Source organism: Frigoribacterium sp. AP1, assembly GCF_056680555.1.
This window is the reverse complement of record NZ_CM155288.1, coordinates 687,017-703,504: the sequence shown is the minus strand read 5'-3', so window position 1 is coordinate 703,504 and position 16,488 is coordinate 687,017. Positions and strand designations below refer to the sequence as shown.

General features: G+C 72.3%; 18 protein-coding genes. 10 read left to right on the top strand and 8 right to left on the bottom strand.

Translation table 11 applies throughout. The features are described 5' to 3' along the window. Positions 1 to 651, bottom strand: coding sequence for an NAD(P)-dependent oxidoreductase (locus AC1MBW_RS03335; RefSeq protein ID WP_480025435.1), 651 nt, complete (start codon positions 649 to 651; stop codon positions 1 to 3). A 62-nt stretch (positions 652 to 713) separates the two neighbouring features. Between AC1MBW_RS03335 and AC1MBW_RS03330 the strand changes: the two genes are divergently transcribed. The 5 genes from AC1MBW_RS03330 (at position 714) to AC1MBW_RS03310 (ending at position 5,064) form a co-directional block, all read left to right on the top strand. Then, positions 714 to 1,316, top strand: a complete 603-nt coding sequence (locus AC1MBW_RS03330; RefSeq protein ID WP_480025434.1) for a TetR/AcrR family transcriptional regulator — start codon at positions 714 to 716, stop codon at positions 1,314 to 1,316. 123 nt (positions 1,317 to 1,439) lie between these two features. Further along, positions 1,440 to 2,669 carry an FAD-dependent monooxygenase gene (locus AC1MBW_RS03325; RefSeq protein WP_480025433.1) on the top strand — a complete coding sequence of 410 codons (1,230 nt, stop codon included), beginning with the start codon at positions 1,440 to 1,442 and terminating at the stop codon, positions 2,667 to 2,669. A 46-nt stretch (positions 2,670 to 2,715) separates the two neighbouring features. Then, positions 2,716 to 3,183: a MarR family winged helix-turn-helix transcriptional regulator gene (locus tag AC1MBW_RS03320; RefSeq protein ID WP_054147345.1), complete on the top strand. Its 468-nt coding sequence runs from the start codon at positions 2,716 to 2,718 to the stop codon at positions 3,181 to 3,183. A gap of 137 nt (positions 3,184 to 3,320) precedes the next feature. Further along, complete coding sequence (locus tag AC1MBW_RS03315) at positions 3,321 to 3,752, top strand: LexA family protein (RefSeq protein ID WP_143048573.1); 432 nt, start codon at positions 3,321 to 3,323, stop codon at positions 3,750 to 3,752. Continuing rightward, positions 3,745 to 5,064 carry a Y-family DNA polymerase gene (locus AC1MBW_RS03310; protein WP_054147344.1) on the top strand — a complete coding sequence of 440 codons (1,320 nt, stop codon included), beginning with the start codon at positions 3,745 to 3,747 and terminating at the stop codon, positions 5,062 to 5,064. The genes AC1MBW_RS03315 and AC1MBW_RS03310 overlap by 8 nt, the downstream gene beginning before the upstream one ends. On the opposite strand, the gene AC1MBW_RS03305 is transcribed toward AC1MBW_RS03310, so the two are convergent. The 3 genes from AC1MBW_RS03305 to AC1MBW_RS03295 all read right to left on the bottom strand — a co-directional run bounded on the left by AC1MBW_RS03305 (position 5,051) and on the right by AC1MBW_RS03295 (position 7,651). Continuing rightward, on the bottom strand, positions 5,051 to 6,379 hold the full coding sequence (locus tag AC1MBW_RS03305) for an MFS transporter (protein ID WP_480025432.1): 1,329 nt from the start codon (positions 6,377 to 6,379) through the stop codon (positions 5,051 to 5,053). The genes AC1MBW_RS03310 and AC1MBW_RS03305 overlap by 14 nt on opposite strands. Beyond that, positions 6,376 to 6,909 (bottom strand): helix-turn-helix domain-containing protein, encoded by a 534-nt coding sequence (locus AC1MBW_RS03300; RefSeq protein WP_480025431.1) that lies wholly within the window; start codon positions 6,907 to 6,909, stop codon positions 6,376 to 6,378. Before AC1MBW_RS03300 ends, AC1MBW_RS03305 begins: the two co-directional genes overlap by 4 nt. A gap of 97 nt (positions 6,910 to 7,006) precedes the next feature. Continuing rightward, on the bottom strand, positions 7,007 to 7,651 hold the full coding sequence (locus AC1MBW_RS03295; protein ID WP_480025430.1) for a TetR/AcrR family transcriptional regulator: 645 nt from the start codon (positions 7,649 to 7,651) through the stop codon (positions 7,007 to 7,009). A gap of 284 nt (positions 7,652 to 7,935) precedes the next feature. Between AC1MBW_RS03295 and AC1MBW_RS03290 the strand changes: the two genes are divergently transcribed. Beyond that, a complete protein-coding gene (locus tag AC1MBW_RS03290) occupies positions 7,936 to 8,865 on the top strand; it encodes an acetamidase/formamidase family protein (RefSeq protein WP_480025429.1) in 930 nt (309 codons plus the stop codon). Positions 8,866 to 9,086: 221 nt separating this feature from the next. After that, entirely contained in the window at positions 9,087 to 9,656 is a 570-nt protein-coding gene (locus AC1MBW_RS03285) for a manganese efflux pump MntP (RefSeq protein ID WP_480025428.1), read from the top strand. A gap of 32 nt (positions 9,657 to 9,688) precedes the next feature. Here AC1MBW_RS03285 and AC1MBW_RS03280 read toward each other — a convergent pair whose 3' ends face one another. From AC1MBW_RS03280 to AC1MBW_RS03270, 3 genes are all read right to left on the bottom strand, one after another. Further along, positions 9,689 to 11,209 (bottom strand): serine hydrolase domain-containing protein, encoded by a 1,521-nt coding sequence (locus AC1MBW_RS03280; RefSeq protein ID WP_480025427.1) that lies wholly within the window; start codon positions 11,207 to 11,209, stop codon positions 9,689 to 9,691. A gap of 258 nt (positions 11,210 to 11,467) precedes the next feature. After that, positions 11,468 to 12,151 (bottom strand): hypothetical protein, encoded by a 684-nt coding sequence (locus tag AC1MBW_RS03275; RefSeq protein ID WP_480025426.1) that lies wholly within the window; start codon positions 12,149 to 12,151, stop codon positions 11,468 to 11,470. Then, positions 12,151 to 13,191, bottom strand: coding sequence for a DMT family transporter (locus AC1MBW_RS03270; protein ID WP_480025425.1), 1,041 nt, complete (start codon positions 13,189 to 13,191; stop codon positions 12,151 to 12,153). The genes AC1MBW_RS03275 and AC1MBW_RS03270 overlap by 1 nt, the downstream gene beginning before the upstream one ends. Positions 13,192 to 13,283: 92 nt before the next feature. Between AC1MBW_RS03270 and AC1MBW_RS03265 the strand changes: the two genes are divergently transcribed. The 3 genes from AC1MBW_RS03265 (at position 13,284) to AC1MBW_RS03255 (ending at position 14,928) form a co-directional block, all read left to right on the top strand. After that, positions 13,284 to 13,838 (top strand): CGNR zinc finger domain-containing protein, encoded by a 555-nt coding sequence (locus AC1MBW_RS03265; RefSeq protein WP_480025424.1) that lies wholly within the window; start codon positions 13,284 to 13,286, stop codon positions 13,836 to 13,838. 89 nt (positions 13,839 to 13,927) lie between these two features. Beyond that, entirely contained in the window at positions 13,928 to 14,413 is a 486-nt protein-coding gene (locus AC1MBW_RS03260; protein ID WP_480025423.1) for a MarR family winged helix-turn-helix transcriptional regulator, read from the top strand. A 74-nt stretch (positions 14,414 to 14,487) separates the two neighbouring features. Then, positions 14,488 to 14,928 carry an OsmC family peroxiredoxin gene (locus tag AC1MBW_RS03255; protein WP_056258068.1) on the top strand — a complete coding sequence of 147 codons (441 nt, stop codon included), beginning with the start codon at positions 14,488 to 14,490 and terminating at the stop codon, positions 14,926 to 14,928. A 96-nt stretch (positions 14,929 to 15,024) separates the two neighbouring features. On the opposite strand, the gene AC1MBW_RS03250 is transcribed toward AC1MBW_RS03255, so the two are convergent. Continuing rightward, entirely contained in the window at positions 15,025 to 16,083 is a 1,059-nt protein-coding gene (locus AC1MBW_RS03250; protein WP_054147535.1) for a magnesium and cobalt transport protein CorA, read from the bottom strand. Between the last annotated feature and the right edge of the window lie 405 nt (positions 16,084 to 16,488).

The following is a 16,488-nucleotide window of genomic DNA, read 5'->3' as shown; positions in this document are numbered from 1 at the left end:
TCAGCGTCGCCGGTAGCGGCTGCCGTCGCAGGTGTGGACGGCCGAGTCGTCCGAGAGCATGTGCAGGTTGTACGTGGCGCAGTCGACGAACGTCCCGATGCTGATGATCGAGGGCGAGCGGTGCAGTTCGCCCTTGGAGGGGCCGTCGGAGCCGATGCCCGCCCGGTGGACCATCCACTCGATGTCTCGGGCGTCCTGGTCGAGGTAGCGCATGACGGCCTCGTTGTCCTCGTGTTGCCCGATGTACGCGCGGGCGATCGTGCTGCGGACGATCCGCAGCGCCGGTGCGAGCGGCTTTCCCGGCGCCGCGCTCAGGCCTCCCGCCTGGTACAGGAGCCGTCGCGTGCCGCTGCGGCGCATGGCGGGGACGAGCGATCGGACGAAGGTCGTGTTCACCTGCCGCTCGCGCTGGGCGGCCGCGTCCCCGAGCATCATCACGACGGCGTCGACGCCCTCGAGCAGGGCGTCGAGGTCGAGGTCGTCGTCGAGGGAGCCCTGCACGACCTCGAGGTCGTCGTGCTCGATCGCGAGCTTGCCGGGCGTCCGCGCCAGGGCGCGGAGCCGGTGTCCGGCCTCGAGGGCTAGTCGAGTGAAGTGTTGCCCGGTCTGCCCCGTGGCGCCGAGGACCAGGAAAGTTTGTCGATGCGTCATGGCCTCAATGTAGGCGGTGTCTAGAAAGTAGTCAATGACTAGTCGCGGACTAGGATGAGGGCATGAGCCCACGGCCCTTCCACCACGGGAACCTCCGGGCCGTGCTGCTCGACGAGGCGATCGACGCCGTGCGCGAGTCCGGCGTCGACGGGCTGTCGCTCCGCGACCTCGCGCGCCGGGCCGGCGTGAGCCACGGTGCGCCGCGGAGCCACTTCGTCGACCGACAGGCGCTGCTCGACGCGCTCGCGGAGGCCGGGTTCGAGCGGCTCACTGCCGCGGTCCGGCGCGCACTCGACGGCGGAGGAGGTCGAACGGAACGCCTCCACCGTGTCGCCCGTGCCTACGTCGACTTCGCCGTCGACGACGCCGCCCTCATGGAGCTCATGTTCCAGGCCAAGGCGACCACGAAGCCCGAGGCCGTCCACGAGGCGGCGGGCGCTCTCTTCGCCACACTCGACGGCGCCGTGGGGCCCGCCGTGTCCGAGGCGGGGGCCGAGGACTCGCGTGACCTCTTCAAGATGCTCTTCGCGGCGACGATGCAGGGGATCGCGGCGCTCGTCGCCTCCGGTCGCATCGAACGCCCCCTCGGGGACCGCCTGGTGGGAACGGCCATGGACACGATGCTCGACTCCGAGCTGGGGCGCCGCGTGGTCACCGTTCGCTGATCCACCACATGCGCCGGGCGGCCTGGGCGAGGGGTGGCCAACCCTCTTTTTCATGGTGAAGTGACTTCACAGTGAAGTAAATGGGGTAGGTTGACCGGACGGCACCACCGACGGAAGGCATCCATGTCCCTGACCCCGCGTCCCACCCCGCATCGCATTTCTCGCGTCCTCGTCACCGGGGCGAGCATCGCCGGTCCCGCACTCGCCTGGGGGCTGGCGAAGTCCGGCTTCGACGTCGTCCTGCTCGAGCGATCCGCCGCTCCTCGCGAGACGGGCCAGAACATCGACGTGCGCGGCCTCGGTCGCGAGATCCTGACGCGCATGGGCGTCGAGGAGACGGTGCTCGCGAACCTCACCGGCGAAGAGGGGACCCGCTTCGTCGACGAGGACGGACGCCCCTACGCCGTGTTCCCCCGAGAGGAGGGGCAGGACGGGCCGACGGCGGAGGTCGAGATCCTGCGCGGTCGCCTCGCCGGCATCCTCGTCGACGTCGTCCCGGCCGAGGTGGAGCGCCGCCACGGCGACTTCGTCACCGGGGTCGAGCAGGACGGGACCGGTGTCGACGTCACGTTCGACAGCGGCGCCCAGGAGCGCTTCGACCTGCTCCTGGTGGCCGAGGGGCGCAGCTCACGTACCCGGCGCCTCCTCTTCTCCGAGGAGACCGAGCTGCGCGACTTCGGCGTCAGCATCACCTACGGCACCCTCGACCGGCACCCGGACGACGTCGACACCTGGGACTGGTTCACGGGCACACGGGGACGCGTCGCCTCCGTGCGGCCCGACAACGAGGGGACGATCCGGGCGAGCATGTCGTTCGAGTCCGAGCCGATGGGCTTCGAGAAGCTGCCCGTCGAGGCCCAGCTGCACCTGCTCCGGGCACGTTTCCGAGGTGCCGGCTGGCGGACCGAGCGGATACTCGACGGCTTCTCGGCACGCCCCGACGAGTTCTACACGCAGCGCATGGAGCAGGTCGTCATGTCGACCTGGAGTCGGGGGAGGGTCGCGCTCGTCGGCGACGCCGCCTGGGGGTCGGGCCCGACGGGCATGGGCACGACGCTGTCGCTGGTCGGCGCACACATCCTCGCCGGAGAGCTCGCCGCGACCCCCGACCAGCCCGAGCGCGCCTTCGCGAGCTACGAACGGCAGATGCGCCGCTACGCCGACAGCGCCCAGGGCCTGCCGCGCGGCGGGGCCCGAGCGTTCCACCCCTCGTCGACCGTGGGTCGGAAGGCGGTACGGGTGGCCCACCGCGTCGCGGCGTCGAGGCCGGTGCGGACGTTCTTCCAGGCGAACCTGCTGACGAGCGAGAAGCACGTCCCGGTGTTGGCGGACTACCCGCACCTCCGGGCCTGACCCCCGACGGGGCAGCCGGCCCCGCCCGTCGATGAGAGGATCGAGCATGACGACCCCGAGACGGCACCTGCTCGAGGCCCTCCGGCACTACGCCCTGAGCTACCAGGAGTCCACCCGTGAGCTCGCGCGTCGGATGGACCTGCCGACCGTGGACGGCACCGCCCTCGGCGAGATCCTCTGGGCCGAGTACGACGGCGCCCCCCTCTCGCCCGGTCGACTCTCGACGCGCGTGGGCCTCACCTCGGGCGCGACCAACGCCCTGGTCAACAGGCTCGAGGCGCTGGGGCTCGTCTCGCGCAGTCGGGAGAGCGACGACCGCCGCGTCGTCACGCTCCGCACCACCGAGGTGGCCCGGGAGCGTGCGGCGGTCTTCCTCGACCCCTCTGCCGCGGCGCTCGAGGCGGCCCTCGACGAGTACGACGACGTGACCCTCGAGACGGTCGGTTCGGTGCTCGTACGACTGGCCGCGGTCCTACCGGGCATCGATCAGGACGGTGCCCGACACCCCCGGTGAGCCGCTCGGGTCCGGCAGTGTCGGTGGGGTGTCGTAGCGTCCTCGGTGGGAGGCGTGATGAGAGACCACCGGCAGTCGTCCGCGCGAACCGGCGCGCGCCTCCTCGGCGACCCTCGGGCAGGGCGCGAGGGCGCACGGTGACCGCCGTCATCGGTCCCGTCGGCGGCGACGAACGCCCCGACCACCTGCTGCCGCAGCAGGCCGCCGAAGCCGTCCACGCCGGTTTCCCCTCGCCGGCGCAGGGGTACTACAACGGGCCGGTCGACCTCAACCGGCATCTGATGCGCGACCCGACCGCGACGTTCCTGGTCCGGGTGAGCGGCGACAGCATGACCGGCGCCGGCATCTTCGACGGTGACGAGCTCGTCGTCGACCGGGGCCTCGACGCGCACGACGGGCACGTGGTCGTCGCCGTCGTCAACGCCGAGCTGACGGTCAAGCGCCTCTCGTACCGGCAGGGGCGGATGGTGCTCAGCCCCGAGAACCCGGCCTACCCCGAGATCGTCCTGTCCGAGCTCGACGAGGCGACGATCTGGGGCGTCGTGACGAGGTGCCTGCACCGTGTCTGAGTCCGCCACGACATCCAGGTCCACCACGTCCGAGCGCAGCGTCGCCATCGTCGACGCCAACAACTTCTACGTCTCGTGCGAGCGCGTCTTCAACCCGGCGCTCGAGGGCAGGCCGGTCGTCGTGCTCTCGAACAACGACGGCTGCGTCATCGCCCGCTCGCAAGAGGCCAAGGCGCTCAACGTCGACATGGCCGCGCCGTGGCACAGCATCGCGCCGATCGCGGCGATGCAGGGCGTGGTCGCGGTGTCGAGCAACTACGAGCTCTACGGCGACATGTCGGCGCGGTCGGCCGAGATCCTCAGCCGCTACACCAGCGACCAAGAGGTGTACTCGATCGACGAGTCGTTCATCGAGCTGACCGGTTCGCTCGACGACACGATCGCCCAGGCCCGCGAGATCCGCCGCGCCCTGCGCAAGCTCATCGGCCTGCCCGTCAGCATCGGCATCGCGCCGACCAAGACCCTGGCCAAGTTGGCCAACCGCGGCTCCAAGCAGAACGCCGCCCTCGCCGGTGTCTGCCACCTGGGCAGCTACGCCCCCGAGCAGCAGACCGCGATCCTCGCGAGCGTCGACGTGGGCGACGTCTGGGGCATCGGCCGCCGCACGGCGAAGAAGCTCGCGCCGCTCGGCATCCACACCGCGGCCGACCTCCGCGACGCCGACGCCGCCCGCATCCGGACGCGCTTCGGCGTCGTGCAGGCCCGGGTCGTGCACGAGCTGCGCGGCGTCGACTGCCTGCCCATCGAGCAGGTGCAGCCCGACCGCGAGCAGATCTACCACTCGAGGTCGTTCGCGGTGCCCATCACGACCGTCACCGAGCTCGAAGAGGTGCTGTCGGTCTACACGCAGCGAGCCGCCGCCCGGTTGCGGAAGCAGGGCTCGTTGACGCGCATGATGCGGTGCTTCACCGCGACCTCGCCGTTCTCCGACAGCGCCGCCCACACGAACCACTCGGTGTCGGTGGCGTTCCCCGAGCCGACCGACGACGCCGCCCTGCTGTACCGCTCGGCCATCGCCGCCCTCGGCCCGCAGCTCGAACCCGGCAAGCGCTACGTCCGGGCCGGTGTCACCCTCATGGAGCTCACGCCGCGCGACGAGCACGCCAGTCTCGACGTCTTCGACGAGGCCGACGCGTCGCCGCCCGCCTACGGTGCCGTCATCGACCGCATCGCGGGCAAGTTCGGCGAGGACACCCTGGGGCTCGGCATCGCGGGTCTCCGCCACCGACGCGGCTGGTCCATGAAGCGTGACATGGTGTCGCCCCGCGCCACCACCCACTGGGACGAGCTGGCGACCGTCACGGCCCGGTGACCCGGTCGGTCGTGGCCCCGGTCGGCACCTCGGTCGTCAGGCGGCGGACGCTCGGCGTCGAGACGGCCGCGAGCGTGGCCGCCGCGATGATCGCGGCGCAGACGAGCAGTGTCGGCCGTGTGCCGAACTGGTGCGCCGCCGGGCCGGCGAAGACCTCGCCGAGCGGCACGGCGACGAACGAGCCGACCATGTCGTACGAATAGACCCGGGCCAGGGAGGCGCGGGGCACGTGGCTCTGCAGCGACTGGTCCCACGAGATGGCGAAGATCTCGAGGGCGACCCCGCCCAGCAGGAAGGCCACCACCAGCGCGGGCACCACCGGAGCGAGCCCGAGCGTCGCCACCGGCACCGCTGTCACGGCCATCAGCCCCACGCCCACGGCGAGGCCGTGCCGGGGCCGCCAGCGCATCGCGACGACCGCACCGACGCCGAGTCCGACGGTCTGGGCCGCGACGACCAGCCCCCACGCCGCCCGCCCGAACGACCCGTCGGCCACGACGGGCCCGAGCACCGTGGTCGCCCCCACGAACGCGGCGTTCAGCACGGCGAACTGCGCCACCACGGTCCACACCCACGAGCGCCGGGTGAACTCGTGCCACCCCTCGCGCAGGTCGGCGACCACCGACGAGCCCGAGCCCGAGCCCGGCCCCGGCCCCGGCCCCTCGTCGGCGGGCGACGGGGTGCCCGGCCGGATCGGCAGTCGCAGACGCGAGTACAGGACCCCCGCGAGCGCGAAGCCCGCTGCGTCGATCACCAGACCCCATCCCGGCCCGACGACCGCGACGACGCCCGCCCCGGCCGATGCCCCGACGACGCTGCCGCCGTTCAGGCCCAGGCGCAGCAGGGCGTTGGCGGGCCGCAGCAGGGCAGCCGGCACCGTCTCGGGCACGAGGGCCGCCGCCGCGGGCAGGCTCACCGCCGCTACCGCCCCGTTCAGCACGCTCAGCACGACGAGCAGCGGGATCGTCGCCGACCCCGTGACGACGAGCGTCGCGACCACGGCCTGTGTCCCGGCGGCGGCCAGCGACGTCCCGACGAGCACGACGTCGCGCCGCAGCCGGTCGGCGATCACACCTCCGAACAGCAACACGGCGACGTTGGCGATCGATCGGGCGGCCACCACCAGTCCGAGGTCCGCCGCCGACCCGGTCAGGTCGAGCACGGCGAACGCGAGCGCGATCGGGGCGACGGCGTTGCCGAGCACGCCCGTCGTGCGAGCCGCGAGCAGCCAACGGAACGGGCCGTGCGCGAGGGGGCCGCGGTGGTCGCTCGTGGACTGCGGGACAGGGGAGGCGCCTCCTGCGTCCCCGGTCACGGTCGCCTCATCGGGAACAGCGCGGCCGTCATCGACACCGGGCGCGTGCCCGGCGTCCGGGGGCGCTGTGCGGCGGCGTGAAGCAGGGCGGCGGCGTGGCCCACGTGGCGGACGACCCGCTGCCAGGTCTCGGCGTCGACCCAGAGCTCGGCGTCCGTCGAGACCTGGGGGCCCGCCACCCGCCGGGGGGAGCGGCGGCGCAGTTCGTCGGCCAGGGCCTCGACGTAGCGGGCGCGCTCGGCGTCGGCGTCATCGTCGGCGCCCTCGACGGGCGAGGGGACGACCGGGAACGGCTGGGCCGACGACAGGTGCCGGTAACGCTTGGCCTCGCCGCCGCGGATCGTGACGACCTCGACGACCTCGACGAGGCCCACCCGCTCGAGCACCCGCAGGTGGTAGCTCGCGGTGGCCTGCGACAGCCCGAGTTCGCGACCGGCCTCGGCGGCGCTCATCGCGACGCCCGTCAGGAGCGACAGGAGGCGCAGCCGGATCGGGTGGGCGGTGGCGCGGAGTTCGTCGAGTGTGGACACGAGGTCATCGTGCAGGCCTCCGACCCCGACCGTCAAACGGCTCTTTGGGGGTCGGCTTCGCACCCTCACGGCACGGCCGAGCCCTCATGGGGAGGGGTTAGTGGTCGAGGTCCCAGACCTGCTCGGCGTAGGCCTGCGACCATCCGGCCCGGAGGCGTGTGACGGCCCGGTCGTACGAGGCCAGGAGGTCCATGCGCGGCCGGACCATGGACTGCATCTGCAGGCCCTCGTAGAGGGCGATGAGCTGCTCGGCTCCGCGTTCCGGTTGCATGGTCGCCGGTTCGCGACCGAGGGCGACGTCCTGGACGAGTCCTCGCTGGACGAGGGCGTGGAACTTCTGCCATTCGTGTCGCAGGGTCGGAGCCATCGGGTGGCCCGGTGTCGCCGCCACGTTCAGCAACGACGTGAGGAGGCGCATGAGGGAGGGGTCGAGGACGTTCTGCTCCACGATGCCCCGGAGGAACCGCACGGTGCCGTGGCTCTGCATGAGCGGGATCACCGGCTCCATGCGCTCGGCGTTCCACCGGTCGACCGCGGCCATGACGAGGCCGTCCCATCGCGGGAAGTGGCGTTCGACGGTGTCGACCGGCAGGTCGGCGATCTCGGCGACGACGGCGGAGGTGGTCTCGTGGAAGGCCCTCGTGCGGAACGCCGTGATGACGGCCCTCACGATGCGGACCCGGGTCTCGGTGTCGTGGCTCGGGCGGGCGGTGTCGTGCGGGGTGTCGGGTGTTTCGATCACTGCCTCATCCGACCATCCGCGGGCTCGGGTCGTCCAGACCCCGTTCGGGCGGTACCGACGGCGGCTACTTCGAGGTGGCGAGACCCACGAGCGCGGCCGAGATCAGGCCGGCGCCGACGACCGAGATGGCGATGATGAGGACGTGGAAGAACAGGACCATGGGGGCGTCGGTCTCTCTGTGAGCAGGTGCGGCGGGTCGGAGCGGAACAGGCGCCCATCGTATCGAGCGCCCCTGGGCGCGGCACGTCCGGCGGGATGCCCGGGCCGCGGCTTACGCTCGGACGATGACGACCCACCGCCTCGACCCCGGCACCGACACCGCCCACGAGGTCTTCTCGCGCGACCACGCCCCCGTGCTGACGATCGACCCCGGTGACACCGTCGTCGTGCGCTCGCTCGACGCCTCGGGCCATCTCGAGCCGCAGACCGTGCCCGGCGAGGTCACCCCGTACCTCTTCCCGACCCGGCGCGGCCATGCCCTGACCGGTCCGATCGCCGTCCGCGGGGCCCGTCCGGGCGACATGCTGCAGCTCGACCTGCTCTCGCTCACCCCCGACGACTGGGGCTTCACGGTCGCCGCGGCCGCCGACACCCCGATCACCCGTCACCTCGGCCTGCTCGACGCCGACGCGGCTCACCTGCTCTGGAGCATCGACCGCGAGGCCGGTACCGCCACCGAGAGCCGGGGCCTGCGTCGCCCGATCGCCCCCTTCCTCGGCGTGATGGGACTCGCCCCCGCCGAGGCCGGAGAACATTCGACCATCCCGCCGCGCGCCTCCGTGGGCGGCAACATCGACTGCCGCGACCTCGTCGCGGGCACGACCCTCTGGTTGCCGGTCGCGGTCGACGACGCGCTGCTCTACCTCGGCGACGGGCACGCGGCCCAGGGCGACGGCGAGGTCGGCGGCACCGCGATCGAGACCGGCATGACGACGGAGGCGCGGGTCGGCCTGGCGACGGACCGCCCGATCACGACGATCCACGCCGAGACCCCCGAGGCCCGCATCACCTTCGGCTTCGACGCCGACCTCAACGTCGCCAGCGGGGACGCGCTCGCCGCGATGGTCGAGTGGATGCGTCAGCTGTACTCGCTCGACGCCGCCACGGCCTTGGCCTTCGCGAGCACGGTCGTCGACCTGCGCGTCACCCAGGTCGCCAACCGCACCTGGGGCGTGCACGCGGTGCTGCCCCGGGACGTGCTCGTCCCCGCCTGAGCGGCGCCGCGCCTCCTGACCGTCGACCGGCGGTCGGCGGCCGGTGGTCGGCGTTCGGCTCGCAGCGCCCCGCGCGACGGTTCGCCGACACCGCGAATTCGGCGTGCCGAATACCTCTGATCAGGACTTTTCCGATCGAGGAGGCGCGCTCGGCATGCCAGGATCGTCAGGTTCCGAGACACCGGCGTCTCCACCCGACCGTCTCGAAAGGCGCTGCCCCCATGTCGTTCTGGGCCCTCTTCCTCATCGCGCTCGGCGTCTCCGCGGACGCCTTCGCCGTCGCCCTCGGCAAGGGCCTGCACATGACGCGCTTCACCGCGCGCCACGCGGTCGTCATCGCCCTCACCTTCGGTGCGTTCCAGGCGCTGATGCCGCTGCTGGGCTGGCTGCTCGGCTCGACCTTCGCGCAGTACATCGCGCCGTTCGACCACTGGGTCGCCTTGGGTCTGCTCGCCCTCATCGGCGGCAAGATGCTCTCCGAGGCGTTCTCGTCGCACGAGGACAGGGAGAAGGACACCGACCGCCTGAACCTCCGCGAGCTCGCCGTGCTCGCGATCGCCACGAGCATCGACGCCCTCGCGGTCGGCGTGACCCTGGCGTTCCTGCCGGTGTCGATCGGCTGGGCGATCCTGCTGATCGGCGTGACGACCGCCGTGCTGACCTTCGTCGGCGTGCTCGTCGGGCGCCGGGTGGGTGCGAGGTTCGGCAAGCCGGCCGAGATCGCCGGTGGCGTGATCTTGATCCTGATCGGCGTGGACATCGTGCTCGAGCACACGGGCGTCCTCGGCTGATCCCCGCGCTGCGTTCGGCGTGCCCCGCTGCGTCAGTCGCGCGGCATGCGCAGTTCGGCCAGTCGAGGCGCGTGCAGCGGCTGGGTCTCCCACAGGGCGGTGAAGGTCGCGTCGGCCTCGTCGAGCGTGAGGTGTAGGCGGTGCGGCGTCTCGACGAAGACGAGGTCGACGTGCAGCAGGTCCGCCGACCGGGTGGCGCTCGCGGCGACCGGTGTCGCAGGCGGGTGGTCGCCGACACCGACGCCCTCACCGGAGCCGTCCTCGGAGCCGTCGGTGACGACCCAGTCCTCGGCCTCGACGCGGGCCACGAGGCGGGAGTCGCCCTCGACGAGGGTGAGCGTCGTCGCGGCGTCGGCCGAGGCGCGCAGTTCGACCAGGGTGAGGTCGGGCTGGTCGTTGCCGTCGGCCGCGGTGAACGAGACGAGCCGCTCGGTGCCGGGGGAGTGCTGGTCGCCGACCCGCGCCTCCTCGTCCGCCGGTCGGACCGGTGCGGCGTCGTGCTCGGTCGGACCGGCCACCCCGGGCAGCGTCAGGTCGGCGAGGCGGGTCGCCAGGGCGGCGTCGGCCGCGGCATCACCGACCTGTGCCGCGTCCCTGCCGAAGGCGGGCAGCAGGTGCGCCCACGCCGCGTCGAGCACGGCCTGCATGTCGAGCGACTGGCCGGTCAGGGCGAGCACGACGTCGTGCTCGGGCAGCACCACGGCGAACTGGCCGTAGGCGCCGTCGCCGCGGTAGCCGTGGCGAGCCATCCAGAACTGGAAACCGTACCCCTGGGCCCAGTCGGGGTTCGACTCGCCCGCGTTCGAGACGTGCGAGCGCGTGGCCTCGGCGACCCACTCGCGCGGCAGCAGCTGCGTGCCGTCCCACTCGCCCTGCTGCAGGTACAGCTGACCGAGGGCGGCGATCGCGTGGCTCGTGGCGTGCAGCCCGCTGAAGCCGAGTTCGCGGCCGGACTCGTCACGCTGCCACCCGACCTCGCCGATGCCGAGCGGGTCGAGCAGGCGGGGGCGCAGGTACTCGCTGAGCGACTGGCCCGTGACGCGCTGGACGATCGCGCCGGCGGTGAAGGTGCAGGGCTGGTTGTACGCGAACACGGTGCCGGGCTCGTCGTCGGGCGGGGTGAGCAGGAAGCCGCGGACGACGTCGACCGGGTCGATCGCGAGCGCCCGGTCGAGGGTCTCGGCGCGGTGTCCGCTGGCCATGGCGAGCACGTGGCGGACGCGCATCGACCGGCTGCGCGGGTCGGTCACCTCGGCGTCGAGCTCGGGGAAGTGGCCGAGCACGGTGTCGTCGAGCCCCATCAGCCCCTCGGCGACGGCGAACCCGACCGCCGACGAGGTGAAGCTCTTGCTCAGCGAGTAGAGCAGGTGGGCGCGGTCGGCCGAGTACGGAGCCCACCAGCCCTCGGCTATGACCTGCCCGTGGCGAAGCAGCATGAGGCTGTGCGGCTCGACGCCGGCGGTGGTCTCGAGGGCGTCGACGAACGCGGCGATGCCCGCCGCGTCGACGTTCCGGTCGGAGGGCGTGCTGTGCGGCAGCGTCGTCGGGGTCACCCCCCGACCCTATGCCCGGCCCCGGCTCGTTCGGCCTCGCCCAGCCCCCGTGTGCACATCGCGACAACTGCCAGCGCACATCCCCTGATCGACTGAGGTGAGCGGCGTGTCGCACGGGTTCTGTCGGGTTTGGTACGCCTGCCAGGCTCTCGAAGGTCGGGTTCGGCCCGCCGAGCGCCCTCGGGGTAGGCCGAACCCGGCGCCTTGCCGCCGTCGGGCGTCCGCGGGGTGCGGGAGGGGAAGCCGAGGAGGCGCGGGTCAGGTCGCGAGGGACGTCAACCGGAGGTCGACCAGCGGCACGAGGTCCCGCGGCAGCACCACGAGCACGATCGAGCCGTCGACCTCGGCGCCCCAGCCGACCAGGTCGGGATCGGTGTCGATGAGCACGGCGCCGCGCTCGACGCCGTCGACGACGAGCACCGCTCCCGGCTGCGCATGCCGGGCGGTGACCGGAGCGTCCAGCACAGGTACGGCGCCGTCGGGTCGGGTGCTCCGCCCCTCGGCCGTGTTGATCAGCACGTGGTTGACGTGCCGGGCGAGATGTTCCGCCGCGGAATCGCGCTCGCCCGACCGTTCCGGGTCGTCGGGCGCGACTGTCGTGACCACCGCCTCCCACAGCATCGGATACCGGAACGCCCGCACTCCGGCCACGAACCATTCCGGCTGCCCGGTGGCCAGGGCATCCGCCAGGTGGCCGTCGATCTCGGCGACGTTCTCGACCAGGTTGGACGGAGCCTCGGGGTCGGACGGGTCGGCGACGAACACGTAGGTGAGGGCGACGGTGTCCAGCACGTCGTCGTGCGCGATCGTGCTGGGCTGCGTGAGATCGAGGCGGGGCTGCTCGACGAACGTGTAGACGGGGCGACCGAACGTCGCCGCGATCTCGGAGGCCGTGCCCGGGCGCGGGAGGTCGTGCAGGCTGGCGTTCTCGGCGAAGTCCATCACCCCATGGTCGCACCCCGGCCCGCGGCCACCGCGTCGGCGAGGGGCGTCTCGGCCACCGCGTCCGCCACGACCGCGGCCTCGCGGGTGCGCTCGGCCCGGACGAAGCCGATGCCGACGACGATCAACAGGCCGCCGCCGAGCTGCAGCGGGGTGAGGGCCTCGCCGAGCAGCAGCCAGGCGTAGAGCGCGGCGGCCGCGACCTCGAGCAGGCCGACGAACGACGCCAGGCGCGAGCCGAGCATGCTGCTGGCCGTGATGCTCGTGGCGTAGGCGACCGCGGTCGCGACGACGCCGACCACGAGCATCGGCACCCACCACGGCACGACTGCGTCGAAGAGCGGCACGTCGGCGGCCGACATCGTGAACGGCACCAGACCGGTCAGCCCCAGCAATCCGAGCAGGGCGGAACCGACGAGCAGGCCCGACGCCGCCAGTGCGACCGGGGGCAGGTCGCCGCTCGGCCGGGCGGCGATCACGAAGTAGGCGGCACAGCAGACCATGGCCGCCCCGGCCAGGGCGAGCCCGACCGGGTCGAGGGCCACGCCGCCGCTCGGGGCGACGACCAGCAGGAGGCCCGCGAAGGCGATCACGGAGCCCACGAGGACGACGGCCTGCGGCACACGCCGCGTGGTCGCCCAGGCGACGCCGACGAGCAGCAGCGGGGCGAGGTACTCGACGAGGATCGCCGTGCCGACCGGGATGCGCACCACGGCGGCGAAGTAGAAGACCTGGGTGCCGGCGACACCGATCACGGCCATGCCGAGCACGCGCCGCCGGGCCCGCCAGATCGGGCCGAGCCGTCCGCGGAGGGCGACGAGTGCGACGGGTGCGAGCACCACCCCGCCGATCAGGGCGCGGACGGTGACGGCGGCCACGGGACTCCAGCCCGACTCGAGCAGCGGCTTGACGAAAGGCCCCGAGAAGCCGAACGACGCCGCGGCGAGCAGTGCGACGAGCAGGCCCGCGGTGGTCGAGCCGGGGCGCCCCGCGGCGAGGGGCGTCGTCGTGGACGGGGTCGTGGTCGCACCGGTGCTCACGAGGACTCCTTCTGTCAGGGCCGTCGTGCACAATGGGTGGTGACGCGCCGCTTCTGTCGCGAGCGTACGACCGCGTCTGACAAGGAGTCAACTTGCATTTCGCCCCTGACACCGAAGACGTCCTCGAGTTCAACGTCGCCCTGGTCAACACCGGTGCCGGGGCGAGTCGATCCGGTGACGACGAGCTCTCGACCCGGGCCGAACTCAAGGACCTGCTCGACTCGTTCGCCTTCTCGGGTCGCTTCGACCGGGACGACGCCGAGCTGGCCTCGGTGCAGGGTGTCCGGGCCGAGCTGCGACGAATCTGGACCCTCGAGCGCGACCTGCTCGCCGCCGAGGTCAACCGCATGCTGGCCGACAGCGTCTCGTCGCCCCGGCTCGTGCGGCACGACGCCCTCGATTGGCACCTGCACGCGACGAGCGACGACGCGCCCCTCGCCGACCGCATCCGCGTCGAGTCCGCGCTCGCCCTGGTCGACGTGATCCGCACCGACGAGACCGGCCGGCTGCGGGCCTGCGCGGCGGACGACTGCGACGGCGTCTTCGTCGACCTGTCGCGCAACGGGTCGAAGCGGTTCTGCAGCGTCCGCTGCGGCAACCGGGTCAACATGATCGCCTTCCGCGAGCGCCGGGCCGACGCCGTCTGACGCCGGATCGTCGCTGTCTGCCCGGGGCAGCGGGAGGCAAAGTGGGTTGTGCGCAACTCAATCGGGCACAACGTGCTACAGTCACAGACATGACCGCAGCAGCCGACACGACGACCCCGGGCCCGACGCCCGTGCTCGACGAGCAGATCTGCTTCGCGCTCTACAACGCCTCCCGCGCCGTCACGGCCCGCTACCGCGACCTGCTCGCCCCGCTCGGCCTCACCTACCCGCAGTACCTCGTGCTGCTCGTCCTCTGGCAGGGCGGCCCGACGACCGTCTCCGAGCTCGGCCACCAGTTGCAGCTCGAGTCGGGCACGCTGTCACCCCTGCTCAAGCGGCTCGAGGCCCACGGGCTGCTGACGCGCACCCGGTCGGTCGCCGACGAACGCACGGTCGACGTCGCCCTGACCGAGGCGGGGGTCGCGCTCCGCGGGCAGGCCGCGGGCTTCGCCGACCAGATCTGCGGCGCCACCGGTCTCGAGCTGACCGACCTGCAGACCCTGCGGGCCGACATCGCCGCGCTCGCCGCCGCCGTCCGGGCGAACACCGCCGCCCTCACCGACCAGCACCACTGACCGACCAGAACACTCCCGAACACCCGACCGGCGCCGATCCCGACGTCGGCCCCCTCCACGAAAGAGAGCACCTCATGCCCACTCGCACCTCACGCACCGCCTGGAACGGCAGCCTCGAGACCGGCGAAGGCCAGGTCGAACTGTCGAGCTCCAAGCTCGGCACCTACGACGTCTCGTTCCCCAAGCGTGCCGCCGACGACGCCAACGGCTCCACCAGCCCCGAAGAACTGCTCGCCGCGGCCCACTCGGCCTGCTACGCGATGCAGTTCTCGGCCGTCCTCGGCCAGGCCGGCGGCACCGTCGAGGCCCTCGACGTCAAGGCCGACGTCTCGCTCGGCCCGGACTCGGCCGGCGGCTTCAAGCTCACCGGCATCGCCCTCACCGTCCGCGGCGAGGTCTCCGGCATCGACGAGGCCGCCTTCCTCGAGGCCGCCCAGAACGCCAAAGAGACCTGCCCGGTCTCGAAGGCCCTCACCGGCGTCGAGATCACCCTCGACGCCGCGCTCGAGGCCTAGGCCCGAGCCGCAGCACCGCACCCCCTCGAGAACGCAGGAGGCGCGGGTCACCCGACCCGCGCCTCCTGCGTTCTCCGCGTCACCGGCCCGACAGCGTCAGAGCCACTTCTTCCACTTGAAGACGCCCCAGATGCTCGCGCCGACCGCGACCATCGCAGCGACCGCCATCGGGTAGCCGAACTGCCAATGCAGCTCGGGCATGTTGTCGAAGTTCATGCCGTAGACGCCGCCGACCAGGGTCGGGGCGAACAGGATGGCCGCCCAGCCCGAGATCTTCTTGACCTCGTCGTTCTGCTGCAGGCCGACCTCGGACAGGCGTCGGGTCTCCTCGTTCTGGGCGAGCCCGGCCTCGGACAGGCGCCGCATCTCGTCGTTCTGCGCCTGGGTCACGAGCGTCGAGTGCACCGTCAGGGCGTTCTCGAGCAGCGCGCGGAACGTGTCCGCGCGCTCTCCGATGCGCAGCACGTGGTCGAGCACGTCGCGCAGCGAGCGCTGCAGCTCGACGTCGACGCCGTACTTGTCCGACCCGCGCAGCAGGTTCTCGAGCATGCCGCGCAGCGGGCTCGTCGCGCGCTGGAAGCTGATCACCTCGCGCAGCAGCTCGTAGATGCGCCGTGACACCTCGGGGTCGCCGCCGAAGAGCTCGTCCTCGATCTCGTCGATGTCCTTCTCGATGCCGGCGACGACCGGGCCGTAGCCGTCGACCACCTGGTCGAGCACGGCGTAGAGCACGGCCTCGGGCCCGAGCGCGAGCAGCTCGGGGTTCGACTCGAGGCGGCGGCGCACCCGGCCGAGGTCGGGGTTCTCGGCGTGCCGGATCGTGATGACGAAGCCCGGGCCGACGAACACGTGCACCTCGCCGAACTCGACCGTCTCCTCGGCGTCGAGGTAGCGGGCCGAGCGCAGCACGACGAAGAGCGTCTCGCCGAAGCGCTCGAGCTTCGCGCGTTGGTGACCCTTGAGCGCGTCCTCGACGGCGAGCGGGTGCAGCTCGAACTCCTGCGCGATCGAGCGCACCTCGTCGGGGTCGGCGCGGTACAGGCCGATCCAGGCCATGCCCTGGTGTTCGTGCAGCAACTCGAACGTCTCGTCGAGGTTCGCCGGGCTGTCGGTGCGGTGCCCCGCGACGTAGATGCCGTTGTCGATGAGTGCCATGGTCTGCGCTCCTGCCGTTCGTGGTGCGACGACCGTCCGTCGAGGGACGGTGTCGTGCCGGGTGGTGGTCACGGCAGCCGTGCGGACGGCGGGTGTGCGGTGGGGCCGGGCCGACGCACACGGGCGACGACGCGACACCGGGGGTGCTGGGTCGTCGACGACGTGCGTCGACGGGAGACGTCGGTGCCCGTGGGCATCGCTCGTGGTCGGTCGGGCCCGGTGCTCAGACGAGCGGGGCGGACGGCGCGACCACGGAGGGATGCCGCGGGGCGCCAGTACTGTCACCAGCCATCGCCGCTCACCTGCCTTCCGTCGTGCTGCCGCCGGGCCCGGTGGGGCCGTGGGCCCGCCTGGGCCGTGGGACAGCGTACCCCTGGGGGAACCCGGGGTCGACCGGGGGCCGCC